21 protein-coding genes and 1 pseudogene are annotated in these 22,601 nt (G+C 71.8%); 14 read left to right on the top strand and 8 right to left on the bottom strand.

The window, feature by feature from the left end:
- The first annotated feature begins 71 nt into the window (after positions 1 to 71).
- Positions 72 to 911 carry an SGNH/GDSL hydrolase family protein gene (locus ACZ69M_RS38085; RefSeq protein WP_470057266.1) on the top strand — a complete coding sequence of 280 codons (840 nt, stop codon included), beginning with the start codon at positions 72 to 74 and terminating at the stop codon, positions 909 to 911.
- A gap of 788 nt (positions 912 to 1,699) precedes the next feature.
- On the opposite strand, the gene ACZ69M_RS38080 is transcribed toward ACZ69M_RS38085, so the two are convergent.
- Positions 1,700 to 2,422 (bottom strand): hypothetical protein, encoded by a 723-nt coding sequence (locus ACZ69M_RS38080; protein WP_470057264.1) that lies wholly within the window; start codon positions 2,420 to 2,422, stop codon positions 1,700 to 1,702.
- Positions 2,423 to 2,723: 301 nt separating this feature from the next.
- Between ACZ69M_RS38080 and ACZ69M_RS38075 the strand changes: the two genes are divergently transcribed.
- Positions 2,724 to 3,140, top strand: coding sequence for a ribosomal maturation YjgA family protein (locus ACZ69M_RS38075; protein ID WP_470057262.1), 417 nt, complete (start codon positions 2,724 to 2,726; stop codon positions 3,138 to 3,140).
- 325 nt (positions 3,141 to 3,465) lie between these two features.
- On the opposite strand, the gene ACZ69M_RS38070 is transcribed toward ACZ69M_RS38075, so the two are convergent.
- The gene (locus tag ACZ69M_RS38070) at positions 3,466 to 4,800 is read right to left on the bottom strand and encodes a M1 family metallopeptidase (protein ID WP_470057260.1); all 1,335 of its coding nucleotides are present in this window, start codon (positions 4,798 to 4,800) and stop codon (positions 3,466 to 3,468) included.
- A gap of 938 nt (positions 4,801 to 5,738) precedes the next feature.
- Here ACZ69M_RS38070 and ACZ69M_RS38065 point away from each other — a divergent pair.
- From ACZ69M_RS38065 to mug, 7 genes are all read left to right on the top strand, one after another.
- Positions 5,739 to 6,077, top strand: a complete 339-nt coding sequence (locus ACZ69M_RS38065) for a DUF4326 domain-containing protein (protein WP_054229004.1) — start codon at positions 5,739 to 5,741, stop codon at positions 6,075 to 6,077.
- Between the two features lie 136 nt (positions 6,078 to 6,213).
- Positions 6,214 to 6,828 carry a hypothetical protein gene (locus ACZ69M_RS38060; protein ID WP_470057258.1) on the top strand — a complete coding sequence of 205 codons (615 nt, stop codon included), beginning with the start codon at positions 6,214 to 6,216 and terminating at the stop codon, positions 6,826 to 6,828.
- 64 nt (positions 6,829 to 6,892) lie between these two features.
- Positions 6,893 to 7,126 (top strand): ferredoxin, encoded by a 234-nt coding sequence (locus ACZ69M_RS38055; protein WP_470057256.1) that lies wholly within the window; start codon positions 6,893 to 6,895, stop codon positions 7,124 to 7,126.
- A 26-nt stretch (positions 7,127 to 7,152) separates the two neighbouring features.
- On the top strand, positions 7,153 to 8,517 hold the full coding sequence (locus ACZ69M_RS38050) for an NAD(P)/FAD-dependent oxidoreductase (protein WP_470057409.1): 1,365 nt from the start codon (positions 7,153 to 7,155) through the stop codon (positions 8,515 to 8,517).
- A gap of 24 nt (positions 8,518 to 8,541) precedes the next feature.
- Complete coding sequence (locus ACZ69M_RS38045; protein ID WP_470057254.1) at positions 8,542 to 9,780, top strand: cytochrome P450; 1,239 nt, start codon at positions 8,542 to 8,544, stop codon at positions 9,778 to 9,780.
- An 80-nt stretch (positions 9,781 to 9,860) separates the two neighbouring features.
- A complete protein-coding gene (gene purB / locus ACZ69M_RS38040; protein ID WP_470057253.1) occupies positions 9,861 to 11,303 on the top strand; it encodes an adenylosuccinate lyase in 1,443 nt (480 codons plus the stop codon).
- Positions 11,300 to 11,848 carry a G/U mismatch-specific DNA glycosylase gene (gene mug / locus ACZ69M_RS38035; RefSeq protein ID WP_097226508.1) on the top strand — a complete coding sequence of 183 codons (549 nt, stop codon included), beginning with the start codon at positions 11,300 to 11,302 and terminating at the stop codon, positions 11,846 to 11,848. The genes purB and mug overlap by 4 nt, the downstream gene beginning before the upstream one ends.
- Positions 11,849 to 11,857: 9 nt before the next feature.
- On the opposite strand, the gene ACZ69M_RS38030 is transcribed toward mug, so the two are convergent.
- The 3 genes from ACZ69M_RS38030 to ACZ69M_RS38020 are packed head-to-tail and all read right to left on the bottom strand — an operon-like array spanning position 11,858 to position 14,000.
- Positions 11,858 to 12,295, bottom strand: coding sequence for a hypothetical protein (locus ACZ69M_RS38030; protein WP_470057251.1), 438 nt, complete (start codon positions 12,293 to 12,295; stop codon positions 11,858 to 11,860).
- 41 nt (positions 12,296 to 12,336) lie between these two features.
- Positions 12,337 to 13,062 (bottom strand): ABC transporter permease, encoded by a 726-nt coding sequence (locus ACZ69M_RS38025; protein ID WP_470057249.1) that lies wholly within the window; start codon positions 13,060 to 13,062, stop codon positions 12,337 to 12,339.
- Complete coding sequence (locus ACZ69M_RS38020; RefSeq protein WP_470057247.1) at positions 13,059 to 14,000, bottom strand: ABC transporter ATP-binding protein; 942 nt, start codon at positions 13,998 to 14,000, stop codon at positions 13,059 to 13,061. The genes ACZ69M_RS38025 and ACZ69M_RS38020 overlap by 4 nt, the downstream gene beginning before the upstream one ends.
- A gap of 107 nt (positions 14,001 to 14,107) precedes the next feature.
- On the opposite strand from ACZ69M_RS38020, the gene ACZ69M_RS38015 reads away from it, so the two are divergent.
- The 3 genes from ACZ69M_RS38015 (at position 14,108) to ACZ69M_RS38005 (ending at position 17,234) form a co-directional block, all read left to right on the top strand.
- Positions 14,108 to 15,277, top strand: a complete 1,170-nt coding sequence (locus ACZ69M_RS38015; protein ID WP_470057245.1) for a sensor histidine kinase — start codon at positions 14,108 to 14,110, stop codon at positions 15,275 to 15,277.
- 14 nt (positions 15,278 to 15,291) lie between these two features.
- Positions 15,292 to 15,954: a response regulator transcription factor gene (locus ACZ69M_RS38010; protein WP_470057243.1), complete on the top strand. Its 663-nt coding sequence runs from the start codon at positions 15,292 to 15,294 to the stop codon at positions 15,952 to 15,954.
- A 122-nt stretch (positions 15,955 to 16,076) separates the two neighbouring features.
- Entirely contained in the window at positions 16,077 to 17,234 is a 1,158-nt protein-coding gene (locus tag ACZ69M_RS38005; RefSeq protein ID WP_470057241.1) for an ROK family transcriptional regulator, read from the top strand.
- A gap of 80 nt (positions 17,235 to 17,314) precedes the next feature.
- On the opposite strand, the gene ACZ69M_RS38000 is transcribed toward ACZ69M_RS38005, so the two are convergent.
- Together ACZ69M_RS38000 and ACZ69M_RS37995 are read right to left on the bottom strand one after the other, a co-directional pair.
- A complete protein-coding gene (locus ACZ69M_RS38000; RefSeq protein WP_470057239.1) occupies positions 17,315 to 18,076 on the bottom strand; it encodes a GntR family transcriptional regulator in 762 nt (253 codons plus the stop codon).
- A 255-nt stretch (positions 18,077 to 18,331) separates the two neighbouring features.
- Positions 18,332 to 19,216, bottom strand: coding sequence for an RNA polymerase sigma-70 factor (locus tag ACZ69M_RS37995; RefSeq protein WP_470057237.1), 885 nt, complete (start codon positions 19,214 to 19,216; stop codon positions 18,332 to 18,334).
- Positions 19,217 to 19,381: 165 nt separating this feature from the next.
- Between ACZ69M_RS37995 and ACZ69M_RS37990 the strand changes: the two genes are divergently transcribed.
- Complete coding sequence (locus ACZ69M_RS37990) at positions 19,382 to 20,212, top strand: alpha/beta fold hydrolase (protein WP_470057235.1); 831 nt, start codon at positions 19,382 to 19,384, stop codon at positions 20,210 to 20,212.
- A gap of 45 nt (positions 20,213 to 20,257) precedes the next feature.
- Here the strand turns inward: ACZ69M_RS37990 and ACZ69M_RS37985 are convergent.
- Positions 20,258 to 21,103: pseudogene (locus ACZ69M_RS37985) on the bottom strand (DMT family transporter); the annotation flags it as partial.
- A gap of 67 nt (positions 21,104 to 21,170) precedes the next feature.
- Between ACZ69M_RS37985 and pdxR the strand changes: the two are divergent.
- Positions 21,171 to 22,598, top strand: a complete 1,428-nt coding sequence (pdxR, locus tag ACZ69M_RS37980) for a MocR-like pyridoxine biosynthesis transcription factor PdxR (protein WP_470057233.1) — start codon at positions 21,171 to 21,173, stop codon at positions 22,596 to 22,598.
- The last annotated feature ends 3 nt before the right edge of the window (positions 22,599 to 22,601 follow it).

Below are 22,601 nucleotides of genomic sequence, written 5' to 3'. Positions count from 1 at the left end.
GCGGCCGGGCCGGGCTCGGAGGAGGCCCGACCGACCGGCGAGTATGCGTGCGGGTTAGCATCTTGTCCGCCATGCAGACGAATGCCACCTACACCAGTCTTGTCGCGGTCGGCGACTCCTTCACCGAGGGCATGTCGGACCAGCTGCCCGACGGCTCCTACCGCGGCTGGGCCGACCTCCTCGCCGGCCGGATGGCCACGCGGACGCCCGGCTTCAAATACGCCAACCTCGCGGTGCGCGGCAAGCTGATCGGACAGATCGTCGAGGAACAGGTGGACGTGGCGGTCGCGCTGCGGCCCGACGTGATCACCCTCGTCGGCGGACTCAACGACACACTGCGCCCCAAGGTCGACATGGGTCGCGTCCGCGCTCTCCTGGAGGAGGCCGTGGAGCGGCTCGCCCCCGCCTGCGAGCGGCTCGTGCTGATGCGCAGCCCGGGCCGCAACGGTCCGGTGCTCGAACGGTTCCGGCCGCGTATGGAGGAGCTCTTCTCCGTCGTCGACGAGCTCGCGGACCGGCACGGCGCGTTGGTGGTCGACCTCTACGGGGCGCCCTCACTCGCCGACCCCCGGATGTGGGACGTGGACCGGCTGCATCTGACGGCCGAGGGACACCGCCGGGTCGCGGAGGCCGTCTGGCAGACGCTCGGGTACGAACCCGAGGACAAGGAGTGGCGTACGCCGATGCCGCCGTCGGCGCCGCCCGGCTGGGTCGCCCGCCGCGCCGCCGACGCCAGCTTCGCCAGGCAGCACCTGCTGCCGTGGATAGGACGACGGCTGACGGGACGCTCATCGGGGGACGGCCGGACAGGCGCCCAGTTCAGCGCTGAGCTGGGCAAAGCCTTCTGGGTCACCCCTGCGGACCACACAAACCCCGGCCCTGTGACGGACTGGCGACGGGTGGGGCCCTAACCCGGAGCCTGATGTCTCAGACCCCGACCAGGTCCCGATCTACCGCTGCCCAGCAAAGATCAGGGCTGCGCCCCGGACTCCAACCGGTGGGCGTGAAAGGTGGAGCGGACCCGTCCTCGCGGCGACCGCGCCGGGTCCGTCGTCGTGCACATCTGGGACTCCATCCATGCTCATGGCATGCCTGATGCCAGCCCTGACCTGCGAGGGGTGGAGCCGTCGCGGGATTGGCAGATCTGGGCCGCTCGCGACCTCCGTACGTCGTGGTCACGACCGCCGGAGCCGGCCCAGATCTGCCATTCGCTCTTCGCGGCGACAGCTGCCTCGACATACGCACCGCTCAAGTTCGAAGACCCCGTTCGTGGCGGCCGAGGTGGTGGCCACGTCCGTGATCACGTTGGCGCTGTCGGAGGCACTGAACCGCTCCGGGTGGGTGTCACCGCGCCCTCTTGCACGGTGAGCGAGAGGTCGAGAGATCGAGTGCCCGGTGCTTGCGCAGGAGCCGCTCCGCGCTGCTCACGGACGCGGTGATTCTTCCCTGCCTTTCGACCACCTGCGGGCCACCGGGGCCGCCGGCGGGCCACCCTGGAGCGCACGAACGGGGCGAGCCGGACAGCAGGGAATGACCCGGACGCGACGGCGCGGGTGACCACCGTCCGAGGGCCACGTCGTCGGCGTCATGAGCAGCGGAGTGCCTTACTCACGGACGGAGAAGGCTCCGAGGCAACCCGTCGACGGCCGACTGGGGCGCCCGACTCAACTCGTGGGCAACCGTGGACCCTCGATCCGCCCTACCCGTGGTACAGAACGCGGACGACGATCGCGTCGGCCGGCAGCTCATGGAGGCAGGCGTTGAAATAGCGGCGCAGCTCCAGGCCCGCGATGCCGCGCCATTGGCCGTCCAGGGTGAGCAGGGCGTTGGTGGGCAGGACGGCCGAGGCCCGCTCCTCCACGTAGGCGGCGAGGTCGTCGCCGATACCGCCCACCGGGTAGCTTCCGATCCGATCACGCAGATCGGGCCGTTCGTCGTGGAGAGCCTTGAGGACGGCCTGGCCGAGATACTCCTCGTGAACGCGGCGGGGCGGACAGGCGGGGTCTCCCCGGTGCTTCTCCCAGAAGAATTCCAGCGGGTGGGCGGCTGGGTGGCGGGCTGCGAAGTCGTGCCAGTCGTGGAAGTCCCGGGCGGCCTCGGCGGCCACGGGCCGACGGGCGGCATCGAAGTCCAGGAGCCCTCGGGGGCCGCCGTCGCAGGTGCCGGGCGGGAAGACACGGGGCACGCCACGTAGGTCCAGTTCGCCCCTGATGAGGCGCGGGTCGTCTTCGGATCCGGGGAGCACGGGGAACTCACACCCACGGCCGTCGATCTGCCAGTAGTCCCACTCACCCATCCACTCAGGGTCGTCGGGGACGTCCTCGCGGGCGTAGTCGTAGGGGGCCATGGCCGCGCTGATGGCCTCGTGGACCTCCCCCCTGTCGCAAGGGGGAAGGCACACCGTCACTCTTTCTTTCGCCATGGGCTCTTCGACTGCTTCTCTCTCGTATTTCCAGGACTCGTGCCGGGGGGCGGATGCGTCGACGGGCCGACAGACTCGGCAATGGGCTGCTTTGGTGCCTCGCCGTGGCGTGGTTCACCGAACACGCCGCAACCGGCTCCAGGGTGGTAAGGGGCGCGTCGGCCTTCGTACCCGGGCTGATGGCGGCCACGGCCTGCCTGACTCTCTGCCACCGTATCCGTCCACGGCCCAAGCGCCGGCGCTCGCGCGAGCACGACGAGAGCGGCTGAGCCCCGACACGGCCGGATGAGAGGGTGTCCGCATGACAGATCCACCGGTGACCTGCGGCAGCCCGGTGCGCACCCGCCTCATGGCGGCCGGGGCGGCCGTGCTGACAGTTGCCGTGGGGCTTGGCGCCAGGGCCGGGATGGAAGGAGACATCGCCAAGTACGCCGGAGACGCGCTCTACACCACCCTCGTCTACGCCCTTGTCGTCCTGGCCGCGCCCCGGGCGAAGCCCCTGACGGCTGCCGGGGTCGCGCTGGGGATCAGCTGGGCGGTCGAGTTCCTCCAGATCAGCGGGGCACCCGCGGAGCTGTCCCGGCGGAGCGTCGTCGCCCGCCTCGTTCTGGGCTCCACTTTCCACACGCCCGACCTGTTCTGGTACGCCGTCGGAGCCGCGCTCGGCTGGTTCGTCCACGCCGCGGGCCGAGGTCAACCAGCGAGGCGGCGCACATAGCGCCGCAGGACCCCCAACCGACACATGCCCCTGCCCCGGGAGAAGGGCCTCCGATCCTGACCAAGGCGCATCGCGACGCGCAGTTCTTTCAGTACGTGGCGCCGCTGGGCTCCTTGGCCATGGTCTTCCTTCCGAGTGGAACTGCCCTCGTCCCTTAGCCCAAGGCTAGTGCCGCATTCCTCTTTCTCTGGGCACATGTCCTGGTGGCGGGGTGGTTCGGCTACTCGGGGGCGGGTGCTGGACAGTGGTGTTACGGGCACGGCCAAGCCGTGACTTGAGTGAGGTTCAGCTCGTGCGTCGACTGGCGCGAGCACGCAACACGCCGTCACCAGATGTGGTGTGCCTCCCAGAAGGGGGCGAGGTCCTTGTCCGTCATGGACTGGGCGGCCTTCTTGAAGTCAGCGGTGGTGGAGACGCCGTACCAATGGTCCTGGGCGTACTGATTGAGCAGTCGGGCCATGGTGGCGGAACCGAGTGTGCGTTCCAGATCGGCCAGGACGCAGGACCCGGCTGAGTAGATGAGGTGATACGTGCCGGGGTGTTGCGACCAATAGGCCATGGAGCCGGTCAGCGAGATGTCGTCGTCGGGCCAGTAGACGTCCGACCAGCAGTCGCGAGTGTCCCAGCCGTAGAAGCGGGCATTGGCGTACTGAGCGAAGCTTTCATCCAGCCACGGTGAGGAGTACTCGTCGTTGCCGACGATGCCGTACCACCACTGGTGCGCCACCTCGTGGACGGCGGCGCCGCCTTCTTCGGTGGTGCCGAGGAGGACGAGGCCGGGATACTCCATGCCGCCGCCGAACTGGCTGGTCATCACGAGGTCGATCTCGTCGTACGGGTAACGGCCGAACTCCCGGCCGAACCGGTCGATCGCGGCGACAGCATCCACGCGGTTGCCGTGCACGCCCGCGGCAGGGGTGCCGGGCGCCCAGTACGACTTCACGAGCACGCCCCCGGCCGTGGTGTCGGTCGCCATGCGAAACGGGCCCGCCGCCCAGGCGAAGTCCCGCACTCGCTCCGCGACGCTGAGCGTGACCGTACGGCCGACGCGACCAGGGAACGTTCGGGTCCGGCCGGTCGCCGGCACCTTCAGGGACGAGGGGTGGTCGAGTCGGACACGGAAGTCGCTGGTCAGGGTGTAGAAGCTCTCGCCGACCGACACGTAGGGGTCGAGATGCCACCCCTTTGCGTCATGCACGGCGAGCACCGGCAGCGCGTTGCCGAGGAAGCGGTAGGCGCCATCGTGGCCGAAGCGGGCATTACGGTCCGGCACGGTGATCGAGACGTCGAAGGCGATGGACGTCCGCATATTGCGCGCGAGCGGCCTCGGCAGTGCTACACGCAGAGCTGTGCAGTTCACACCGAGATGGTTCGGTGTGCCACCGCGCACCCTCGTCACTGTGACGGGAGAGGGCGCAGCGGGCGTACCGCACTTGTCCTCGCCGTTGCCCCACAGACGTAGGTACACCTCGCGCAGAGGCTGATCGGACCCGTTCCGGAACGACACCCGCTGCCGTCCCGTCCAGTGGCTGCCGTTGGCGTCGGATCGCAGGACCACGTCGTAGCGAGCCCCATCGGGCGTCGCGGCGGCCGCGGATACCCCCTGTCCGGGCGCCGCGCCCGCATCACTCATACCGCCGCCCAGGGCCGTGAGCAGCATGAACAACACGGTGAACAGACGACGACCGGACCTGGGCGAACACATGGTTGACGGCGACATGTCAGCGGATACTGCCACATCACACCGCCCATGGACCCCACTTGGACAGAACTGCCTGTGGAAGGAGGTACGGTCGCGGCGAAGTGAGTTCGAGCGCTCGGTGGTCCCATCCCTGGGCCATCCGAACACGCCCCGCTGCCGACCGCCCCCGGCCCGGTTGCTACAGCTTGCCGACCCAGCCGCTGACCGGCGGCCGCTCGCCGTCCTCGACGACGTAGTGGACCGGCAGAGCGTCGGGCTGCGGAGAGCTTCTTCGCCGTCCTGAAAGCGCAGATCGGCACCACGGCGGGCCCATCAGCCGTCTGGTTGTCCAACTCACGCGTCTTGGATGACGGTCTGCTCGTTCCGCAGCTCGTCGAGTCGGTCGTCGGCTTCCGGGGCAGGGCACGAGGCCGTCGGCCGAACTGGGCCGTCGAGGCGGCGCCGCCGAACGGCCCGGTTCCCGGAGCGGAATCTGGGCTCAGCCACGGAGTACCCGCAGGTGCCCGCCGGGCTCGCCGACCTGTACGAGGAGCCGGCGGAGCTGCTGTACGAGCGTGATGCAGAGGTGCGACCGACGCGGACCTTCATCCCCTTGCGGGCATCGAGCTCGTGCAACGGGGCGGTGCATGCCAGCGCCTTCGCTCTGCGACTGAGGCCTTCGTCGACCATGGCTGTGCGCTCCCGGGTCTCATCTCGCACAGATGGCACACTAACCGGTTGTAACTTCTCCGCCGGCACGTCCCCGCTCCGCTCTACAACTCTTTGCCTTCGGGGGTCTCGTCCTGGCCGCGCTGCGGTCGGGTGACGGACGCACGGCCAAGCGGCCGGAGCTGCTCCCGTACGAGGGGTCCATGGGGTAGACACCGGTGGGTAGGCGGACGGCCGAAGGGAATCCCATGCCCACCACCGTGATCAACCTCAAGGGTCATATCCACGAGTTCGGCCCCCGGCTCGAACACGCCCCCGCGGACCTCGTCTACATCGGCCGCCGCTGGACCATGGGCCACTGGGACCTCCCGCAGCACCCGCTCTACAACCCCTTCGCCTACGACACCCCCACCAAGAAGCGCGACGGCACCCGCGCCGAGATCATGGAGAAGTACCGGGCGTATCTCCTCGAACGCCCCGACCTCCTCGACCAGGTGCCCGCCCTGCGGGGCAAGACGCTGGCCTGCTGGTGCGCACCCGAGCTGTGCCACGGCGACATCCTGGCGGAGCTGGCCGACGCCTCGTAGCGCGGCCGACTCCCGCAACCTGCCTCCGGCTGAGCGGGGCATCACCCCCACGGGTGTCCCCGGTGGCGTGGGCGCACCGGTGCCTGCTTGCTGGACCGAGAGGGGAACGGGGGCTTCGGGAAGAGAGCGGGCGCCGATGGAGCGGAGGGAAGAGCGGCTGCGGACGCCGCGCGCCGCCGGGCTGGCGGGGACGGTGTTCGCCCTCCTGCTGGCGGCGGCGATCGTGCTGGTGCGGATCGCGATCCCGGCGGGGAACGCCGCCGACGCGACCGTCGCGCCGAACGAACGGTGGGCGGTGCGTACGGCTTTGGAGATCCTCCCGTTCGCTGGGATCTTCTTCCTGTGGTTCATGGGCGCGCTGCGCGCACGGGTCGGCGATGCCGAGGACAGATTCATCGCCACCGTCTTCATGGGCAGCGGACTGGTCTACGTGGCCACCATGTTCGCGGCCGGCGCCGCGGCGGGCAGTGTCCTGAGCCAACCCTCCGGCTTCGGCCGCCACTTCGCCTACACGCTGATGACGACGTACGCGCTCCGAATGGCCGCCGTGTTCGTCTTCACGACCTCGACCATCGGTCACCGTCTCGGCGTCCTCCCCCGTCCGCTCGCCCTCATCGGCTATCTCGCGGGGCTTGTCCTGCTCGTCGCGGGATCCTCACTGCCCTGGTCGGAGCTGGTCTTCCCGGCCTGGGCGCTGGTCGTCAGCCTGCACATCCTCCGTGTCGGCCTGCGCGCCCCGGCGAGCGGCTGAGCACCCTCTCGCGCATGCTGTGGAGGAGGGGGACGAGAACGGGCCACGGAAAGGCTGATCCTTGGTGAGGCTTGTCGTCGATCTCAACCGCTGCCAGGGATACGCGCAGTGTGCGTTCCTGGCTCCCGATGTTTTCGCCATGCACGGGGACGAGTCCCTGCTCTACAACCCCGAGGCCGAGGAGGACCGGCGCGAGGACCTGGCGCGAGCCGTGGCCGCGTGTCCCGTCCAGGCCATCATGGTGGACGCGAACTCCCCCGGCGGGAACCCCGGAACCGACCGGGAGACCGGCCGGTGAGCGCCGACGGATCGCTGGACCGGCTCATGCGTGACGGCCGCATCGTCGTCGTCGGCGCCTCACTGGCGGGACTTCGGGCCGCGGAGACCCTGCGGGAGAAGGGGTTCGCCGGTTCCCTCACGATGATCGGGGACGAGCCCTACGAGCCGTACGACCGACCGCCGTTGTCCAAGCAGGTCCTGCTGGGCAGGGCGACGGCGGACCGCACCGGCCTGCCCCGGCACCGCGCCATCGACGCGCAGTGGCGCCTCGGGGTTCCGGCCACCGGCCTCGACATCGCGACCCGGCGGGTACGGCTGGCCGACGGCGACGAAGTGGAGTACGACCGGCTGCTCATCGCCACCGGTGTACGGGCCAGACCCTGGCCCCAGGAGGACGAGGCGGAGCTCGACGGGGTGTTCGTGCTGCGGACCCGCGACGACGCCGAAGCGCTGGAGCGCTCGCTCGCGCAGAACCCCCGCCGCGTGCTCGTCATCGGCGCCGGGTTCACCGGCTCCGAGATCGCCTCCGCCTGCCGGGAACGCGGGATCGCGGTCACCGTGGCCGAGCGGGCCGACGCGCCGCTGGTCGGAGCGCTCGGCGGAGTCGTCGGCGAGGTCGCGGCCGAACTGCACCGCAAACACGGCGTCGACCTGCGCTGCGGCGTCATGGTGACCCGCCTGGAGGGCGACTCCGCGGGACACGTCCGCGCCGCGCACTTCTCCGACGGGAACACCGTCCAGGCCGACGTGGTGGTCGTCTCCCTCGGTGCCCAGCGCAACACCGAATGGCTCGCCGGGTCCGGACTCGGCGCGGGTCCCCGGGGTATCGCCTGTGACGCCGGGTGCCGGGCCTTCGACATCCGGGGCATCGTCACCGACGACATCTACGTGGCCGGTGACGTCGCACGGTCCCCGCACCCACTGTTCGGATACCAGTTCCTGTCCCTGGAGCACTGGGGCAACGCCGTCGCCCAGGCCGAGACCGCCGCGCACAACATGCTGAGCGAGAGCGCGGACCGCCGCCCCCACCTCTGGGTGCCCGCCTTCTGGTCCTCCCAGTTCGGCGTGAACATCAAGTCCGTCGGGGTGCCGTCGATGGGGACGGAGATCCTCATCGCCCAGGGCTCCCGCAGCGAGCACCGGTTCACCGGCGTCTACGGGTACCAGGGGCGCGTCATCGGCGCCGTCACCTTCGACCAGACGAAGTGGCTGCAGTTCTACGAGCAGCTCATCGAGACCACGGCGCCCTTCCCACCGGCCTTCCCCACGGTGGACCGCCGCCCCGAGGGGCAGCAGCCGATGCCCGCCGACTTCCCCGACCCGTCCGTGCCCACCCACGGCCCGACCGTCACCCTCAGCGGATACGCGCCGGACGACAGACGGCTGACGTTCACCCCCGCTCGGCACTGATCCGACGTTCCCTAGGACGCACCCATGACCGAAGCCATCCTGCGGCAGATCATCGACTACGCCCACCGCGCCGATCCGTATCCGCTGTACGAGGAGCTGCGCAAGACGCCGGTGTACCACGACGCGGACGGACCGTTCGTCCTCAGCAGGTACTACGACATCCAGAGCCTGCTCCACGATCCGCGCATCAGCTCCGACGCCCGCAATCTGAAGACGCCGGCGACCGCGAACCCGCTGGCCGCCGAGGCGGACGACGAGACGGCCCTTCCGCCGAGCTTCCTGCGGCTCGACCCGCCGGAGCACGACCGGCTGCGGCGCATGACGAACCGGCCGTTCGGGCCGCCGCACTCCCCGCGGCGTATCCACGAGATGCACGGCGAGCTGAAGGACATCGTCTCCGGGCTCATCGACGGCATCGACAACCCGGACCGGATCGATCTGGTCGACCAGTTCTCCTATCCCTTCCCCGTGACCGTGATCTGCCGGCTGCTGGGGGTACCGCGCGAGGACGAGGCGCGCTTCCACACCTGGGCGGAGACGATCGCCGCCAGCCTGGACCCCGACCCGGGCGCCGACACCGACGCGCGCGCCAAGGTCTCGCACGACGCCCGCACCGAGCTGGGCATGTATCTGGCCGGGCTCATCGAGGAACGCCGCAAGAAGCCCGGCGACGACATGCTGTCCCAGCTGTCCACGGCGGGAGGGCCCGACGGTGTCATGACGACGATGGAGGTCCTGAGCACCGCGGCGCTCCTGCTGATCGCCGGCCACGAGACGACGGTCAACCTCATCACCAACGGCATGCTGACCCTGCTGCGCAACCCCGACGTGCTCGAGCGGCTGCGCAAGGACCCGAACCTGGCCGTCCCCGTCGTCGAGGAGCTGCTGCGGTTCGAGCCGCCGGTGCAGCTGGTGCCGCAGCGCACCACCCTCGCCGACATCGAGGTCCGCGGGGTCACCATCCCCAAGGGCGCGTCGGTGTGGCTGGTGCTGGCGGCGGGCAACCGCGACCCCGACCGCTTCGAGGATCCGGACCGCTTCAACCCGGACCGCGGGGACATCCAGCACCTCGGCTTCGGCAGCGGCATCCACAGCTGCTTCGGCGCCCCGCTCGCCCGCCTGGAGGCGCAGCTCGCGCTGAGCGAGCTGGCCCGCAGACTGGAGAACCCCCGGCTGCTGGAGGACCCGCCGCCCTACCGGCAGAACGCGGTGCTGCGCGGTCCTCGCCACCTCCCGATCGCCTGCGACGGCATCCGTCCTTAGAGCTTCATCAGACTGGCCGCGGAGCTCTGAACTGTGTGGACGTACGGAGCCCCACCGGACGCCGGGTAAACTCCGTACACGTGACTGCCGCGCCCGCAAAGCCCCGTATCCCCAACGTCCTCGCCGGACGCTACGCCTCCGCCGAGCTCGCCACGCTCTGGTCCCCCGAGCAGAAGGTGAAGTTGGAGCGTCAGCTCTGGCTCGCCGTGCTGCGGGCGCAGAAGGACCTCGGGATCGAGGTCCCGGACGCCGCGATCGCCGACTACGAGCGCGTCCTCGACCAGGTCGACCTGGCCTCGATCGCCGAGCGCGAGAAGGTCACGCGGCACGACGTGAAGGCGCGGATCGAGGAGTTCAACGACCTCGCCGGGCATGAGCAGGTGCACAAGGGCATGACGTCCCGGGACCTCACCGAGAACGTCGAGCAGCTGCAGATCCGGCTCTCGCTGGAGCTGATGCGCGACCGCACGGTGGCCGTCCTGGCGCGGCTCGGCAAGCTGGCGGGCGAGTACGCCGAACTGGTCATGGCCGGCCGCTCCCACAACGTGGCCGCCCAGGCCACCACCCTCGGCAAGCGCTTCGCGACCGCGGCCGACGAGCTGCTCGTCGCGTACGGCCGCGTCGAGGAGCTGCTCGGCCGCTACCCGCTGCGCGGCATCAAGGGCCCGGTCGGCACCGCGCAGGACATGCTCGACCTGCTGGGCGGGGACGCGGCGAAGCTCGCCGAGCTGGAGCAGCGGATCGCCGGACACCTCGGCTTCGCGCAGGCCTTCACCTCCGTCGGCCAGGTCTACCCGCGCTCCCTGGACTACGAGGTCGTGACCGCGTTGGTGCAGCTGGCGGCCGCGCCGTCCTCGACGGCCAAGACGATCCGGCTGATGGCCGGGCACGAGCTGGTGACCGAGGGCTTCAAGCCGGGCCAGGTCGGCTCCTCGGCGATGCCGCACAAGATGAACACCCGCTCCTGCGAGCGTGTCAACGGCCTCATGGTCATCCTGCGCGGCTACGCCTCGATGACCGGCGAGCTGGCGGGCGACCAGTGGAACGAGGGCGACGTGTCCTGCTCGGTGGTCCGCCGGGTCGCACTGCCCGACGCGTTCTTCGCGCTGGACGGCCTGCTGGAGACCTTCCTGACCGTCCTCGACGAGTTCGGCGCCTTCCCGGCCGTCGTCGCGCGCGAGCTGGACCGCTACCTGCCGTTCCTCGCGACGACCAAGGTCCTGATGGGCGCGGTGCGCGCGGGCGTCGGCCGTGAGGTCGCGCACGAGGCGATCAAGGAGAACGCCGTCGCCTCCGCGCTCGCCATGCGCGAACAGGGCGCCGAGCGCAACGAACTCCTCGACAAGCTCGCCGCCGACGAGCGCATTCCGCTCGACCGCGCGCAGCTGGACGAGCTGATGGCCGACAAGCTGTCGTTCACCGGTGCCGCGGCCGGCCAGGGCGCCGCCGTCGTCGGCCGCATCGAGGAGATCGTGAAGCAGCACCCGGAGGCCGCGGGCTACACGCCGGGGGCGATCCTCTGACGCGGCTCACTCCCGCGGACCTCGAGGCCGCCCGCGACCGGCTGGTGCCGGATGTCGTCGGGGACGGCCTCAAGGTGCTTTTCTGCGGCATCAATCCGGGGTTGATGACCGCCGCCACGGGCCACCACTTCGCCCGTCCCGGCAACCGCTTCTGGCCCGTGCTGCATCTGTCGGGGTTCACGCCCCGGCTGATGAAGCCGTCGGAGCAGGGCGAGTTGCCGTCGTACGGGCTCGGCATCACGAACGTGGTGGCGCGCGCGACCGCCCGGGCCGACGAGCTGTCCGCGCAGGAGTACCGCGAGGGCGGACGGCTGCTGAGCGCCAAGGTGGAGCGGCTGCGGCCGGGATGGCTGGCCGTGGTGGGGGTGACCGCCTACAGAGCGGCCTTCGAAGACAGGAAGGCCGTGATCGGCCCGCAGGAGCGGACGATCGGGGACACCCGGGTCTGGGTGCTGCCCAACCCGAGTGGGCTCAACGCGCACTGGACGGCGGCGACGATGGCCGAGGAGTTCGGACGACTGCGGGTGGCTGCCGCCGAGGGGTAGCGGATCAGGTCACGGCGGGTCGATCTCGGTGACCAGGGCGAGCAGGCTGAACTCCGGGTCGGCGCCCGGCCGGGAGATGCCGAGGGCGACCCAGCGGCCATGACCGTGCGCCTGCCACACGTACACGTTCCGCACGTGCGCGCCCAGGGAGGCCCACGGCTCCGGTATGTGCTCGTCGCCCTGCTGAGCGCGCAGGAGGACGCCGTCCAGGCTCATGTACTCCCGTTCCCCCCACCGGTCGGCGAGCCGCTGTGCGAGGCCCTCCCGCCACGCCTCGATCTGCTCCTCGCGCTCCCCGTCGTCGCCCTCCCCGAAGCCGGCGCTCCGCTCTAACTCGACAAGGTGGAAACCGGGTCCCCCGGAACTGCCGAACGACCCGCCGTGCTCCAGGGGGAAGTCCTGGGAGCACAGCCGGTCGATCGTGGCCAGATGCCGTGCGATGGTCATGAGATCCAGTAAAGCCGCTGCCACTGACAATTGGCGTGCCGTCAGGCGTCCCTGCGCCGTACGCTCCACGCGCCCGCCGCGAGGGCCGCCGCCGTCCAGGCCGCGGTCACCATGAGCCCGGTCCAGGGGCCGAGGGCGCCGTCCCACGTCTCGTGGAGCGCCACCTGGCCCGCCCGGTCGGGCAGGAAGTCGGCCGCGCCGCCCGACACTCCGCCGATCACGAAGGAGACGATCAGGAGGAACGGCACCAGGATGCCCAACGCGGCGACCGCGCTGCGCAGTACGGCCGTGAGCCCGGCGGCGAACAGGGCCATGAGCGCCAGGTAGAGGCCGCAGCCCACGGCCCCGCGCCCCCCTTCGCCCCATGTCAGCCCGCTCGCCCTGGTTCCGAGGACCGCCTCGCCCACGAGCAGGCTCACGAGCCCTGTCAGCAGGCCGACGGCCAGCGCGGGAACCCCGATCGCCACCACTTTGGCCGCGAACCACCGTCCCCGCCGGGGCACCGCGGCCAGCGACACCCGCAGCGCGCCGTCCCGGAACTCGGCCGCGACGGCCTGCGCACCGAAGGTGATCGCCGCGATCTGCCCGAAGCTCACGCCGAAGAACACCGAGAACAGCGGGTCGAAGTCCTGGCCCCCGGAGTCGTCGAGGCCGGCGAGCGCGGAGAACGCCGCCGTCGCCAGGAGCACGGCGAGCAGTCCCGCCACGAGGGACCGCAGCGTACGGATTTTGATCCACTCCGCGTGGAGTACGGGTGCGAAGGTCATGATCGGGCCTCCTGGGGCCGGATGGGCGACGCTACGGCGGTGAACTCGGCCTCGCCGGCCGTCAGGTCGAGGTACGCCTGCTCCAACGTGCCCTCCTCCGTCGCGAGTTCGAGGATCGGCAGGCCCGCGCCGGAGGCGAGGAGCCCGATGTCCTCCACCCGTGCGTGCGGGACGGTCCACCGTCCGTCCGCACCCTCGACGGCCTCGTGACCGTGGCGCGCGAGCAGCGCGCCGAGAGCGGCGCCGTCCGTGGTGCGCACCCATACCCGGGGCCGCACGCGCGCGTGGATGAACTCCCGCAGGGGTGTGTCGGCGAGGAGCCTGCCCCGGCCGAGGACGACGAGGTGGTCGGCGAAGGACGCGGTCTCGTTCATGAGATGGCTGGAGACGAGAACCGTGCGGCCTTCACGGGCCAGTCGGCGCAGCACCTCGCGGATCCAGATGATCCCTTCGGGGTCGAGCCCGTTCGACGGTTCGTCGAGCAGCACCACGGGCGGGTCACCGAGGAGCGCGGCCGCGATGCCCAGGCGCTGTCGCATGCCCAGGGAGTACGTCTTCACCCTGCGCCGCGCCACGGACGCGAGCCCCGACTCCTCCAGCGCGGCGTCCACCCGGCGTTCGGAGATGCGGTTGCTCGCGGCGAGGGCCCGCAGATGGTCGCGCGCGGTGCGCGAGCCGTGCGCGGCCCCCGCGTCGAGCAGTGCTCCGACCTGGCGCAGGGGTTCGTCGAACGAGGCGTAGGGCCGGCCGCCGACGGTGGCGGTGCCGGACGTGGGCCGGTCCAGGCCCAGGACGAGCCGCATGGTGGTGGACTTTCCGGCGCCGTTGGGTCCGAGGAAGCCGGTGACGCGGCCGGGAAGCACGCTGAGGGTGAGGTCGTCCACGGCGCGCAGACTGCCGTACTCCTTGGTCAGGTTGTGGAGGTCGATGCTGGTCATGGCCCCAGCCTGGCGGCGTTTGCGCGGTCGGTACTCCCCCGCCGGTGGAGATCGTCTCCCCCGCTCGGGGGAAGCCGGTTGCCGGGGCCGACTGGGACGATGGCGCGATGGCCCGCTTTCTGCGCCCGTTGTTCCTGGGGACCACCTACACGCGCCTGCTGCATCTGTGGGTGCCGATGCTGTTCGTCAGTGTGTGGCTGTTCATCGACATGTCGAGACCGTGGGTGCCCGCGGTGCTGTTGATCCCGCTGGGGCTGGTCCCGGCCGTGCGGCGGGGCGAGGGCGTGCAGGCGCGGTACATGCTGGCGCCGGACGAGCCGCGGGAGCGGGGCGACCGGGACGCGGCGATCTCGGTCGCGCCGTCGGCGACCTGGCGGGACCGGCTGCGGACCGTGCTGTGGCTCGAAGTGCGGATGGGCCTGGGGGCGGTGGCGACGGGCGTCACCGTCTGGCTGCCGGTGACCGCGATCGAACTGGCCGGGGCCGCCTGCGGTCGCCCCGTCGACATCACACTGCTGCCCCTGTCGCCCCCGCCGTGGGCCTGCGCCCTGCTCGTACCCGTGCCGCTGCTCGCTCTGTACGGCGCGGTCGTCGGCCTCGGCGAGCTGGTCACGCTCATCGCCCGCCGCCTGCTGGGCCCCTCCCCCGCCGAGCGCCTCGCCGCCCTGGAGGAACGCACCGAACAGCTTCTGGAACGCACGCGCATCGCCCGTGAGCTGCACGACTCGATCGGGCACGCGCTGACCGTGGCGGTGGTGCAGGCGGGCGCGGCACGGGCGGCCGGCGACCCCGGGTTCACCGATCGGGCGCTGCTCGCGATCGAGGACACCGGCCGGGCCGCCCTGGAGGACCTGGAGCGCGTGCTCGGTGTGCTGCGCGAGGCGGGGCGCCCCGCGAGCGGCCGACCCACGCTGAGCGAGGCCGACCGGCTCCTGGAGTCGGCGCGCGGCTCGGGCGCGAAGGTCGACGCCAAGGTGACGGGTGCGTTGGAGACCGTGCCGGGACCGGTCTCCCGCGAGGGCTATCGCATCCTCCAGGAGTCCTTGACCAACGTGCTGCGGCACGCGGGGAGCGTGCCGGTGCGGGTCCGTATCGCGGTCGACGACGGCACTCTGGGCCTGGAGGTTCGCAATCCGCTGACGGCCGGGATGCCGGGGCCGGGCCGCGGCAGTGGCCTGCGGGGCATACGGGAGCGGGCGGCGCTGCTCGGCGGGCGGGCGCGGACCGGGCCGGACAGGGGTGACTGGCAGGTGCGGGTCGAGCTGCCGTTGCGCTGATCTACGCTGGCCGGATGCCGGTCACCGTTCTCCTCGTCGACGACGAACCGCTCGTCCGCGCGGGTCTGCGGGCCGTCCTGGAGGCGCAGCCCGACATCGAGGTCGTCGGAGAGGCGGCCGACGGCGCCGCGGTGATCCCGCTCGTGCGGCGGCTGCGGCCGGATGTCGTCGCCATGGACGTCCGCATGCCGCTCATGGACGGCATCGAGGCCACGCGCGCGGTCCTGCGGACCGTGAGCGATCCCCCGAAGATCCTCGTCGTCACCACGTTCGAGAACGACGAGTACGTCTACGAGGCGCTGCGCGCGGGTGCCGACGACTTTCTGCTGAAGCGGGCCAGGCCCGCCGAGATCGTGCACGCCGTGCGGCTCGTCGCGGAGGGCGAGTCGCTGCTGTTCCCGGCGTCCGTACGGCAGTTGGCGGCCGAGTACGGGGACGGCGGCGGGAATCCGGCGGCGCGGGCGGCCATGGAGCGGGCCGCGCTGACCGAGCGGGAGGCGGAGGTGCTGCGGCTGATGGCCCGGGGGCTGTCGAACGCGGAGATCGCCGGGCGGCTGATCGTCGGGACCGAGACGGTCAAGTCGCATGTCAGCGCCGTACTGGCGAAGCTGGGAGCCCGGGACCGTACGCAGGCGGTCATCGCGGCGTACGAGTCGGGGTTCGTGGCCCCCGGCTGAAACGGCGGTCCGCCGGTGGCCGAAGCGACCGGTCGGTAGCAAAGGAGGTCCCCGGCTCTCGCCGGGGCGCGCCGCGCCGAGTACGATCCGGCCAACACGCGCACGAGCTAGGAGGACGGACGTTGGGGCGGTTGACCGGCGGGGACCCCTCTCTGCTGCGAAGGATCAATTCCGCGGTGGTGCTGCACGCGTTGCGTGCCACGGACTGCGCGACGCTGACCGAGATCACCCGGGTGACCGGATTGTCCCGGCCCACGGTCGAGGGTGTGGTGGAAGGCCTGATCGAGGCCGGGCTCGTGGTCGAGAAGGCGGCCGAGGAGGGCGCGGCACGGCGTCAGGGCCGTCCGGCGCGGAGGTATCGGTTCCGGGCCGAGGCGGGCCATCTGCTGGGCCTGGAGATCGGTCCCCATCGCGTCGCCGGGCTCCTCGCCGATCTGGACGGCCGGGTGCTGGGCGCCATGTCCAAGGAAGTGGACGAGACCGCGTCGGCGGACGAGCGGCTGGAACGGCTGCGCACGGCGGTCGCCGATCTGCTGCGCCGCGCGGGTGTCGCGCGCAGTTCCCTGCGTGCGGTCGGCGTGGGCAGCCCGGGGATCGTCGAGGCGGACGGCACCGTGCGCCTGGGCACGGCGCTGCCCGAGTGGACGGGGCTGCGCCTGGGCGACCGGCTGAACCGTTCCTTCAAATGCCCGGTGCTCGTCGAGAACGACGCCAACGCGGCAGCGGTCGCCGAGCACTGGAAGGGCTCGGCGACGGAGTCGGACGATGTGGTGTTCGTGCTGGCCGGGCTGAGTCCGGGGGCCGGTTCGCTGATCGGCGGACGGCTGCACCGGGGATACGGCGGCGCCGCCGGGGAGATCGGGGCGCTCCATCTGCTCGGCCGCGGAGCCACTCCCGAGACGCTGCTGTCGACCACGGACGAGCCGCTGCACCCGCTCGACGAGCAGGCCGTCGCCGAGGTCTTCGCGCTGGCCAAGGGCGGTGACCAGCGGGCTCGCGCGGCGGTCGACCGCTTCATCCAGCGTCTCGTGCACGACGTGGCGGCCCTCGTCCTCGCCCTCGACCCGGAGCTGGTCGTCATCGGCGGCTGGGCGGCCGGTCTGGACGGCGTACTGGAACCGCTGCGGCGCGAGCTGGCGCGCTACTGTCTGCGCCCGCCCAAGGTGGCGCTCTCCCTGCTGGGCGAGGCGGCCGTCGCGACGGGCGCCCTGCGGCTGGCCCTCGATCATGTGGAGGAGCAGCTGTTCGCGGTGGAGGGGACCGTGACCGCACGCCGCTGACCCGCAGTCTCACGGGTACGGGAAAGCCGTCACACCCCGGAGTGTCGCGGGGCGTGACGGCTTGAGACCTCGGCCGCGGCTCAGGAGGCCCGGCGCTCGGGGTCGTGGTGGATCTCCACGCCGCCGGAGTCGCCGAAGGTCAGCCGGCAGGTGTCGGCGCGGTACGTGGCCACGGAGACCGCGGCGGTGCGCCCCTCGGCGAAGTAACGGGTCGTGACGACGAGGACGGGCGCCCCGGGCAGCCGGTCCAGCTCCTTGGCGTCGTCCGCACGGGCCGAGCCGAGCTCCACGGCGCGGTCCTGGCCCTCCAGGTCGAGGTGCTGCAGTTCACGCAGCACCGCACGGGCGAGGGGCGCCCCCGACGGGGCGTCGATCGCGGAGAGGCCGGGCACCGAGGACGCCGGGATGTAGAGCAGCTCGGCGGCGACCGGCTGGCCGTGCGTCACACGGGAGCGGCGGATCGTGTGCACCTGGTCGTCGGGGCCCGTCTCCAGGACATCGGCCACCGCGGCGGGCGGGACCGCCACCGCGCAGTCCACGGGCCGCCAGGCGTCGCCGACCGCGCCCGGCCACACATGCTGCTCGGTTCCGACGGCCACGCCCACGCGCGGCGGCGCGACGGTCGTGCCCACCCCGCGGCGGCGCTGCAGTCGCCCTTCGAGCTCCAGCTGCTCCAGCGCCTGGCGCAGCGTGGCGCGAGCGACGCCGAACCTGGCCGCGAGGTCGCGTTCGTTGGGCAGGACCTCGCCCACGGAGAACTCCGAGTCCAATGCCTCGGTGAGCACCGTCTTGAGATGCCAGTACTTCGGCTCCGGCACCGTTTCCAGCTGCGTGGTCCCCACCCTGTCCTCCGCAATCGCCGTGGCCCGGCGGCGTTTTAGCGCCCTTGTTTATTAAAGGTTCTTGCACTATCTCTGCGACCATAGGGCCGCCCCCACCCTTGGTCAAGACCAATCCTCGATCCCTTACGGATTGCGGAGGCGCCCTGCCGCGCAGCGTTCACAGGGCGTTCGCGCGGGGTGATGTCCGTGACACGACGTCGAAAGCCCCCGTCCAGAAAACGGGGGCTTTCGAGGGGCATGAGGGGACCGCAGGGGCTACTGGTTGCCCAGGGACACCAGCTTCTCGGGGTTGCGCACGATGTAGACGCACTGGATCCGGCCGTCCACGACATCCAGCTGGACGGTGCTGTCGGGCTTGTCGCCGGAGAGGACGAGGAGCGCGGCGCCTCCGTTGAGCTCCAGGGAGCGGTACGACGGGTCGGGAACACCCTGCTGGGCGATGGCGTACAGGAAACGGCCCACCTTGTCGGCGGTTTCGATGACCCGCAGCGGCGCCTTGGACAGTCCGCCGCTGTCGCCGATCAGACGGACGTCCGGGGCCAGCAGGGACATGAGCCCCTCCAGGTCTCCACCGGCCGCCGCCGCGAGGAACCGCTCGGTCAGGTCGCGGCGTTCGGCCGGGTCGACCTCGTAGCGCGGGCGTCGTTCCTCGACGTGCTTGCGCGCCCGTCCGGCGAGTTGGCGCACGGCCGGCTCGCCCCGGTCGAGGACGGCGGCGATGTCCGCGTACGGGTAACCGAACGCCTCTCTGAGGACGAACACCGCGCGTTCCAGGGGTGACAGGGACTCCAGGACGACGAGGACGGCGAGCGAGACGGAGTCGGCGAGCACGGCCCGCTCGGCGGTGTCGGGGGCGGTGTCCCCGAAGTCGGTGAGGTACGGCTCGGGAAGCCACGGTCCCACGTACGCCTCGTTGCGCGACTGCACCTGGCGCAGCCGGTCGACGGCGAGCCGGGTGGTGATGCGCACCAGGTAGGCGCGTGGTTCGCGCACCTCGGTGCGGTCGGCGCCGGACCAGCGCAGCCAGGCTTCCTGGACGACGTCCTCGGCGTCGGCCACCCGTCCCAGCATGCGGTAGGCGACGCCCATCAGGACGTGGCGGTGCTCTTCGAAGACCTCGGTCGCGGTGTCGATGGTCACGGCTCCATCCCATCCCGGCAGGTCCCACCGTGTCCAGACGGCGCCGGTGAACGCGTCGGTCTCGTGGCGACCGGGGGCTACCCGTCGGTAGCAGTTGCTGACAAGCTGTCTACGAAGACGGTTCGTCAACGTGCCTCAACGTGCCACCAGAAGAGGAGCAGCATCATGTCCGCCACGGTCTCCTTCAGCCTTCCCTCCGCGCACGGTCCGCGGACCGTGACCATGTCCTACGCGCGCGGGGGCACCGGCGAACCGCTGCTCCTGCTGCACGGCATCGGCCACCACCGGCAGGCCTGGGACCCGGTCGTGCACATCCTGGCCGCCGAACGCGAGGTGATAGCCGTCGACCTGCCCGGGTTCGGCGAGTCCCCGGCGCTGCCCGACGGGCTCAGGCACGACCTCGGGACGGTGGTGCCCGCGCTCGGCGCGCTGTGCGAGGCGCTGGAGATCGAGCGTCCGCACGTGGCAGGCAACTCCCTGGGCGGCCTGCTGGCCCTGGAGTTGGGCCGCGAGAAGCTCGTACGGTCCGTCACCGCGATCTCGCCCGCCGGGTTCTGGTCGCCGGTCGAGCGGCGTTACGCCTTCGGTGTGCTGCTCGCGATGCGGCAGGGCGCGCGGCGCCTGCCGCTCCCGGTGATCGAGCGGCTCTCCCGCTCGGCGGCCGGGCGGGCCGCCCTGACCAGCACCATCTACGCCCGGCCCGGCCGCCGTTCACCCGAGGCCGTGGTCGCCGAGACCCTCGCGCTGGCCCGCGCCGAGGGCTTCGCCGACACCCTCCGGGCCGGCACCGGCGTCCAGTTCACGGACGACATCCCGGGGCTGCCGGTCACCGTGGCCTGGGGCACCCGGGACCGGCTGCTGGTGCGCCGCCAGGGGATCCGGGCCAAGCACATCATTCCCCGAGCCCGGCTGGTGCGGCTGCCGGGCTGCGGTCACGTCCCGATGAACGACGACCCTGCGCTCGTCGCCCGTGTGATCCTCGACGGCAGCCGCTGACCGACGCCGGGTGAGGCGCCACGCGCCGGAGCCCAGGACGACGCCCGCGCCGACCAGGGCGCTGCCCGCGGCCTGCGCGCCGCCGTACGTGCCCGTGCCGACCAGCGGCGCCGTGCAGGCCGCGGCGACGGGGATGAGCCCGGAGAAAAGCGTGGCGCGCTCCGCGCCGATGCGCTGCATGCCCATGTACCAGCACACGAAGCCGACGACCGTGACGACCGCCGCCTGCCACACCAGCGCGGCGGCCTCGGTGGTGTCCGGCATCCGCAGCCACGCGCCGCCGGTGAGGCGCGCGGCGAGAATCCCGGCCACCGCCGACTCGACCGCGGCGATCCCGCAGACGGTGGCCGACAGCAGCCGGGGCCCGAGCGGGCGCAGCACCGGTACGGCGAGCACCGCGAAGCCCACCTCGCCCGCGAGCGCGCACACGCAGTACGCGATCCCCGTGCCGTCGGTGCGGCCCCAGCCCTGGACCGTGAAGGCGCCCACCGCGACGAGCGACGCCCCGTACAGGACCGGACGTCGGGGCCGCCGGCCCTCAAGAAGGGGGACGACCACGGCCACGAGCACGGGGGCGCAGCCCACGAAGACGCCCGGAACAGCTGGTTCCGCGGTGCGTTCGGCGGCGATCACGGCGAGGTTGAAGCCGACCATGCCGACGGCCGCGAGCAGCGCGAGGCGCCCCCACCGGCGTACCGCCAGCCGCCGCAGCGGTGCCGTGCCACCCCGTCCGACCAGCGGCAGGAGCAGCACGCAGGCGAGACCGTAGCGAAGGAACTGACCCCCCGCGTACGGGTAGTGGCCCAGGACGCTGTTGGCGGTGAAGGAGCCTCCGACGAGGACGCAGGCGAGGGCGGCGAGCAGCGACCCGCGGAGGGTGGTGGTGTTCATGACGGTGACGCTACGAAGGGCGGCGGTCCGGTTTAAGGTCCACTTTCATGACGCCATCGGGGACCACATGACGCCGTCGGGAGCCGCCGGGGAGATGACGCCGTCGGGGCCCGCATGGGAACTTCTCGTGCCGGCCGCCGCGGCACAGGCACGCGCGCGTGGGCGCGCTCTGCAGGCCGCGCTGCGCGAGGCGGTCCGCACGGGGCGGCTCGCTCCGGGCACCCGGCTGCCGTCCAGCCGCGAGCTCGCCGCCGACCTCGGGGTGTCGCGGGGGCTGGTCACCGAGGCGTACGAGCAGTTGACCGCGGAGGGGTATCTGCGCAGCGACCGGGGCGCGGGGACCTGGGTCGGCGGCGCTGCCCGGGCGGCCCACCCGCGCGCGCGTGACCTCGCACCGCGCCCCGCCGGGGCCCGCGCCGACTTCCTTCCCGGGACACCGGATCTGTCCCTGTTCCCACGCGCCGCCTGGGCGGCCGCCCAGCGCGGGGTCCTCGCCGAACTGCCCCACCAAGCGCTCGGCTACCCGGATCCGCGCGGTCTGCCCCGGCTGCGCACCGCCCTCGCCGAACTGCTCGCACGGCGCCGCGGCGTGGTCGCGGACCCGGAGCGCGTCATCGTGGTCTCCGGGGTCGCGCAGGCGACGACCCTGCTCGGATTCGTGCTCCACGCGCGCGGGGTACGCGCGATCGGCGTCGAGGACCCCGGAAGCCCGGAGCACGGCACCCTCTACGCCTCGGCCGGCCTCGACGCCGTACCGCTGCCGCTGGACGACGAAGGGCTGGCCACCGGGCCGCTGAAGGAGTCGGGCGTACGGGCGGTGGTGACCACGCCCGCCCACCAGTTCCCGTCGGGGATCGCCTACTCGGCGCGGCGCCGCACGGAACTCCTCGACTGGGCCCGCTCGGTGGACGGTCTGGTGGTCGAGGACGACTACGACGGGGACTTCCGCTACGACCGTGCTCCCGTGGGGGCGCTTCAAGGGCTCGATCCCGAGCGCGTCGCCTACACGGGGTCGGTCAGCAAGTCGCTCGCGCCCGGGCTGCGGCTCGGCTGGCTGCTCGTCCCGGCGGCGCTCGCCGAGGAGGTCGTCGAGCGCAAGCGCACCATGGATCTGGGGAACCCCGTCGTGGACCAGGCGCTCCTGGCCCGCTTCGTGGAACGGGGCGACTACGACCGGCAGTTGCGCCGCTGCCAGCGCGCCTACCGGGAACGGCGCGACACCCTCATATCCGCCCTGGAGGAGCACTTTCCCGGTACCGAGATGTCCGGGATCTCGGCGGGTCTGCATGTCATCGCCGCGCTGCCCGGGCGGTACGGGCCGCCGGAGTACTTCCTGGAGCGCACCGGGGCGGCGGGGGTGGCCGTGCGTCCGCTGACGGACTACGGGCGGGCGGTCGAGCGTGCCGGCGTACGGCTGGTGCTCGGTTACGCCCACCAGTCCCCCGCGCGGATCCGCGACGGCGTACGTCTGATGGCGCAGGCGCTGCGCGCCTGACCG

The organism is Streptomyces sp. NPDC107454 (assembly GCF_055582885.1).
This window is presented reverse-complemented; position numbering and strand designations above follow the sequence as displayed.

Coding starts and splice junctions, on each gene's coding strand:
- ACZ69M_RS38085 (WP_470057266.1), top strand. CDS start 72: ATGCAGACGAATGCCACCTACACCAGTCTTGTCGCGGTCGGCGACTCC.
- ACZ69M_RS38080 (WP_470057264.1), bottom strand. CDS start 2,422: ATGGCGAAAGAAAGAGTGACGGTGTGCCTTCCCCCTTGCGACAGGGGG.
- ACZ69M_RS38075 (WP_470057262.1), top strand. CDS start 2,724: ATGACAGATCCACCGGTGACCTGCGGCAGCCCGGTGCGCACCCGCCTC.
- ACZ69M_RS38070 (WP_470057260.1), bottom strand. CDS start 4,800: ATGCTGCTCACGGCCCTGGGCGGCGGTATGAGTGATGCGGGCGCGGCG.
- ACZ69M_RS38065 (WP_054229004.1), top strand. CDS start 5,739: ATGCCCACCACCGTGATCAACCTCAAGGGTCATATCCACGAGTTCGGC.
- ACZ69M_RS38060 (WP_470057258.1), top strand. CDS start 6,214: ATGGAGCGGAGGGAAGAGCGGCTGCGGACGCCGCGCGCCGCCGGGCTG.
- ACZ69M_RS38050 (WP_470057409.1), top strand. CDS start 7,153: ATGCGTGACGGCCGCATCGTCGTCGTCGGCGCCTCACTGGCGGGACTT.
- ACZ69M_RS38045 (WP_470057254.1), top strand. CDS start 8,542: ATGACCGAAGCCATCCTGCGGCAGATCATCGACTACGCCCACCGCGCC.
- ACZ69M_RS38030 (WP_470057251.1), bottom strand. CDS start 12,295: ATGACCATCGCACGGCATCTGGCCACGATCGACCGGCTGTGCTCCCAG.
- ACZ69M_RS38025 (WP_470057249.1), bottom strand. CDS start 13,062: ATGACCTTCGCACCCGTACTCCACGCGGAGTGGATCAAAATCCGTACG.
- ACZ69M_RS38020 (WP_470057247.1), bottom strand. CDS start 14,000: ATGACCAGCATCGACCTCCACAACCTGACCAAGGAGTACGGCAGTCTG.
- ACZ69M_RS38015 (WP_470057245.1), top strand. CDS start 14,108: ATGGCCCGCTTTCTGCGCCCGTTGTTCCTGGGGACCACCTACACGCGC.
- ACZ69M_RS38010 (WP_470057243.1), top strand. CDS start 15,292: ATGCCGGTCACCGTTCTCCTCGTCGACGACGAACCGCTCGTCCGCGCG.
- ACZ69M_RS37990 (WP_470057235.1), top strand. CDS start 19,382: ATGTCCGCCACGGTCTCCTTCAGCCTTCCCTCCGCGCACGGTCCGCGG.
- pdxR (WP_470057233.1), top strand. CDS start 21,171: ATGACGCCGTCGGGAGCCGCCGGGGAGATGACGCCGTCGGGGCCCGCA.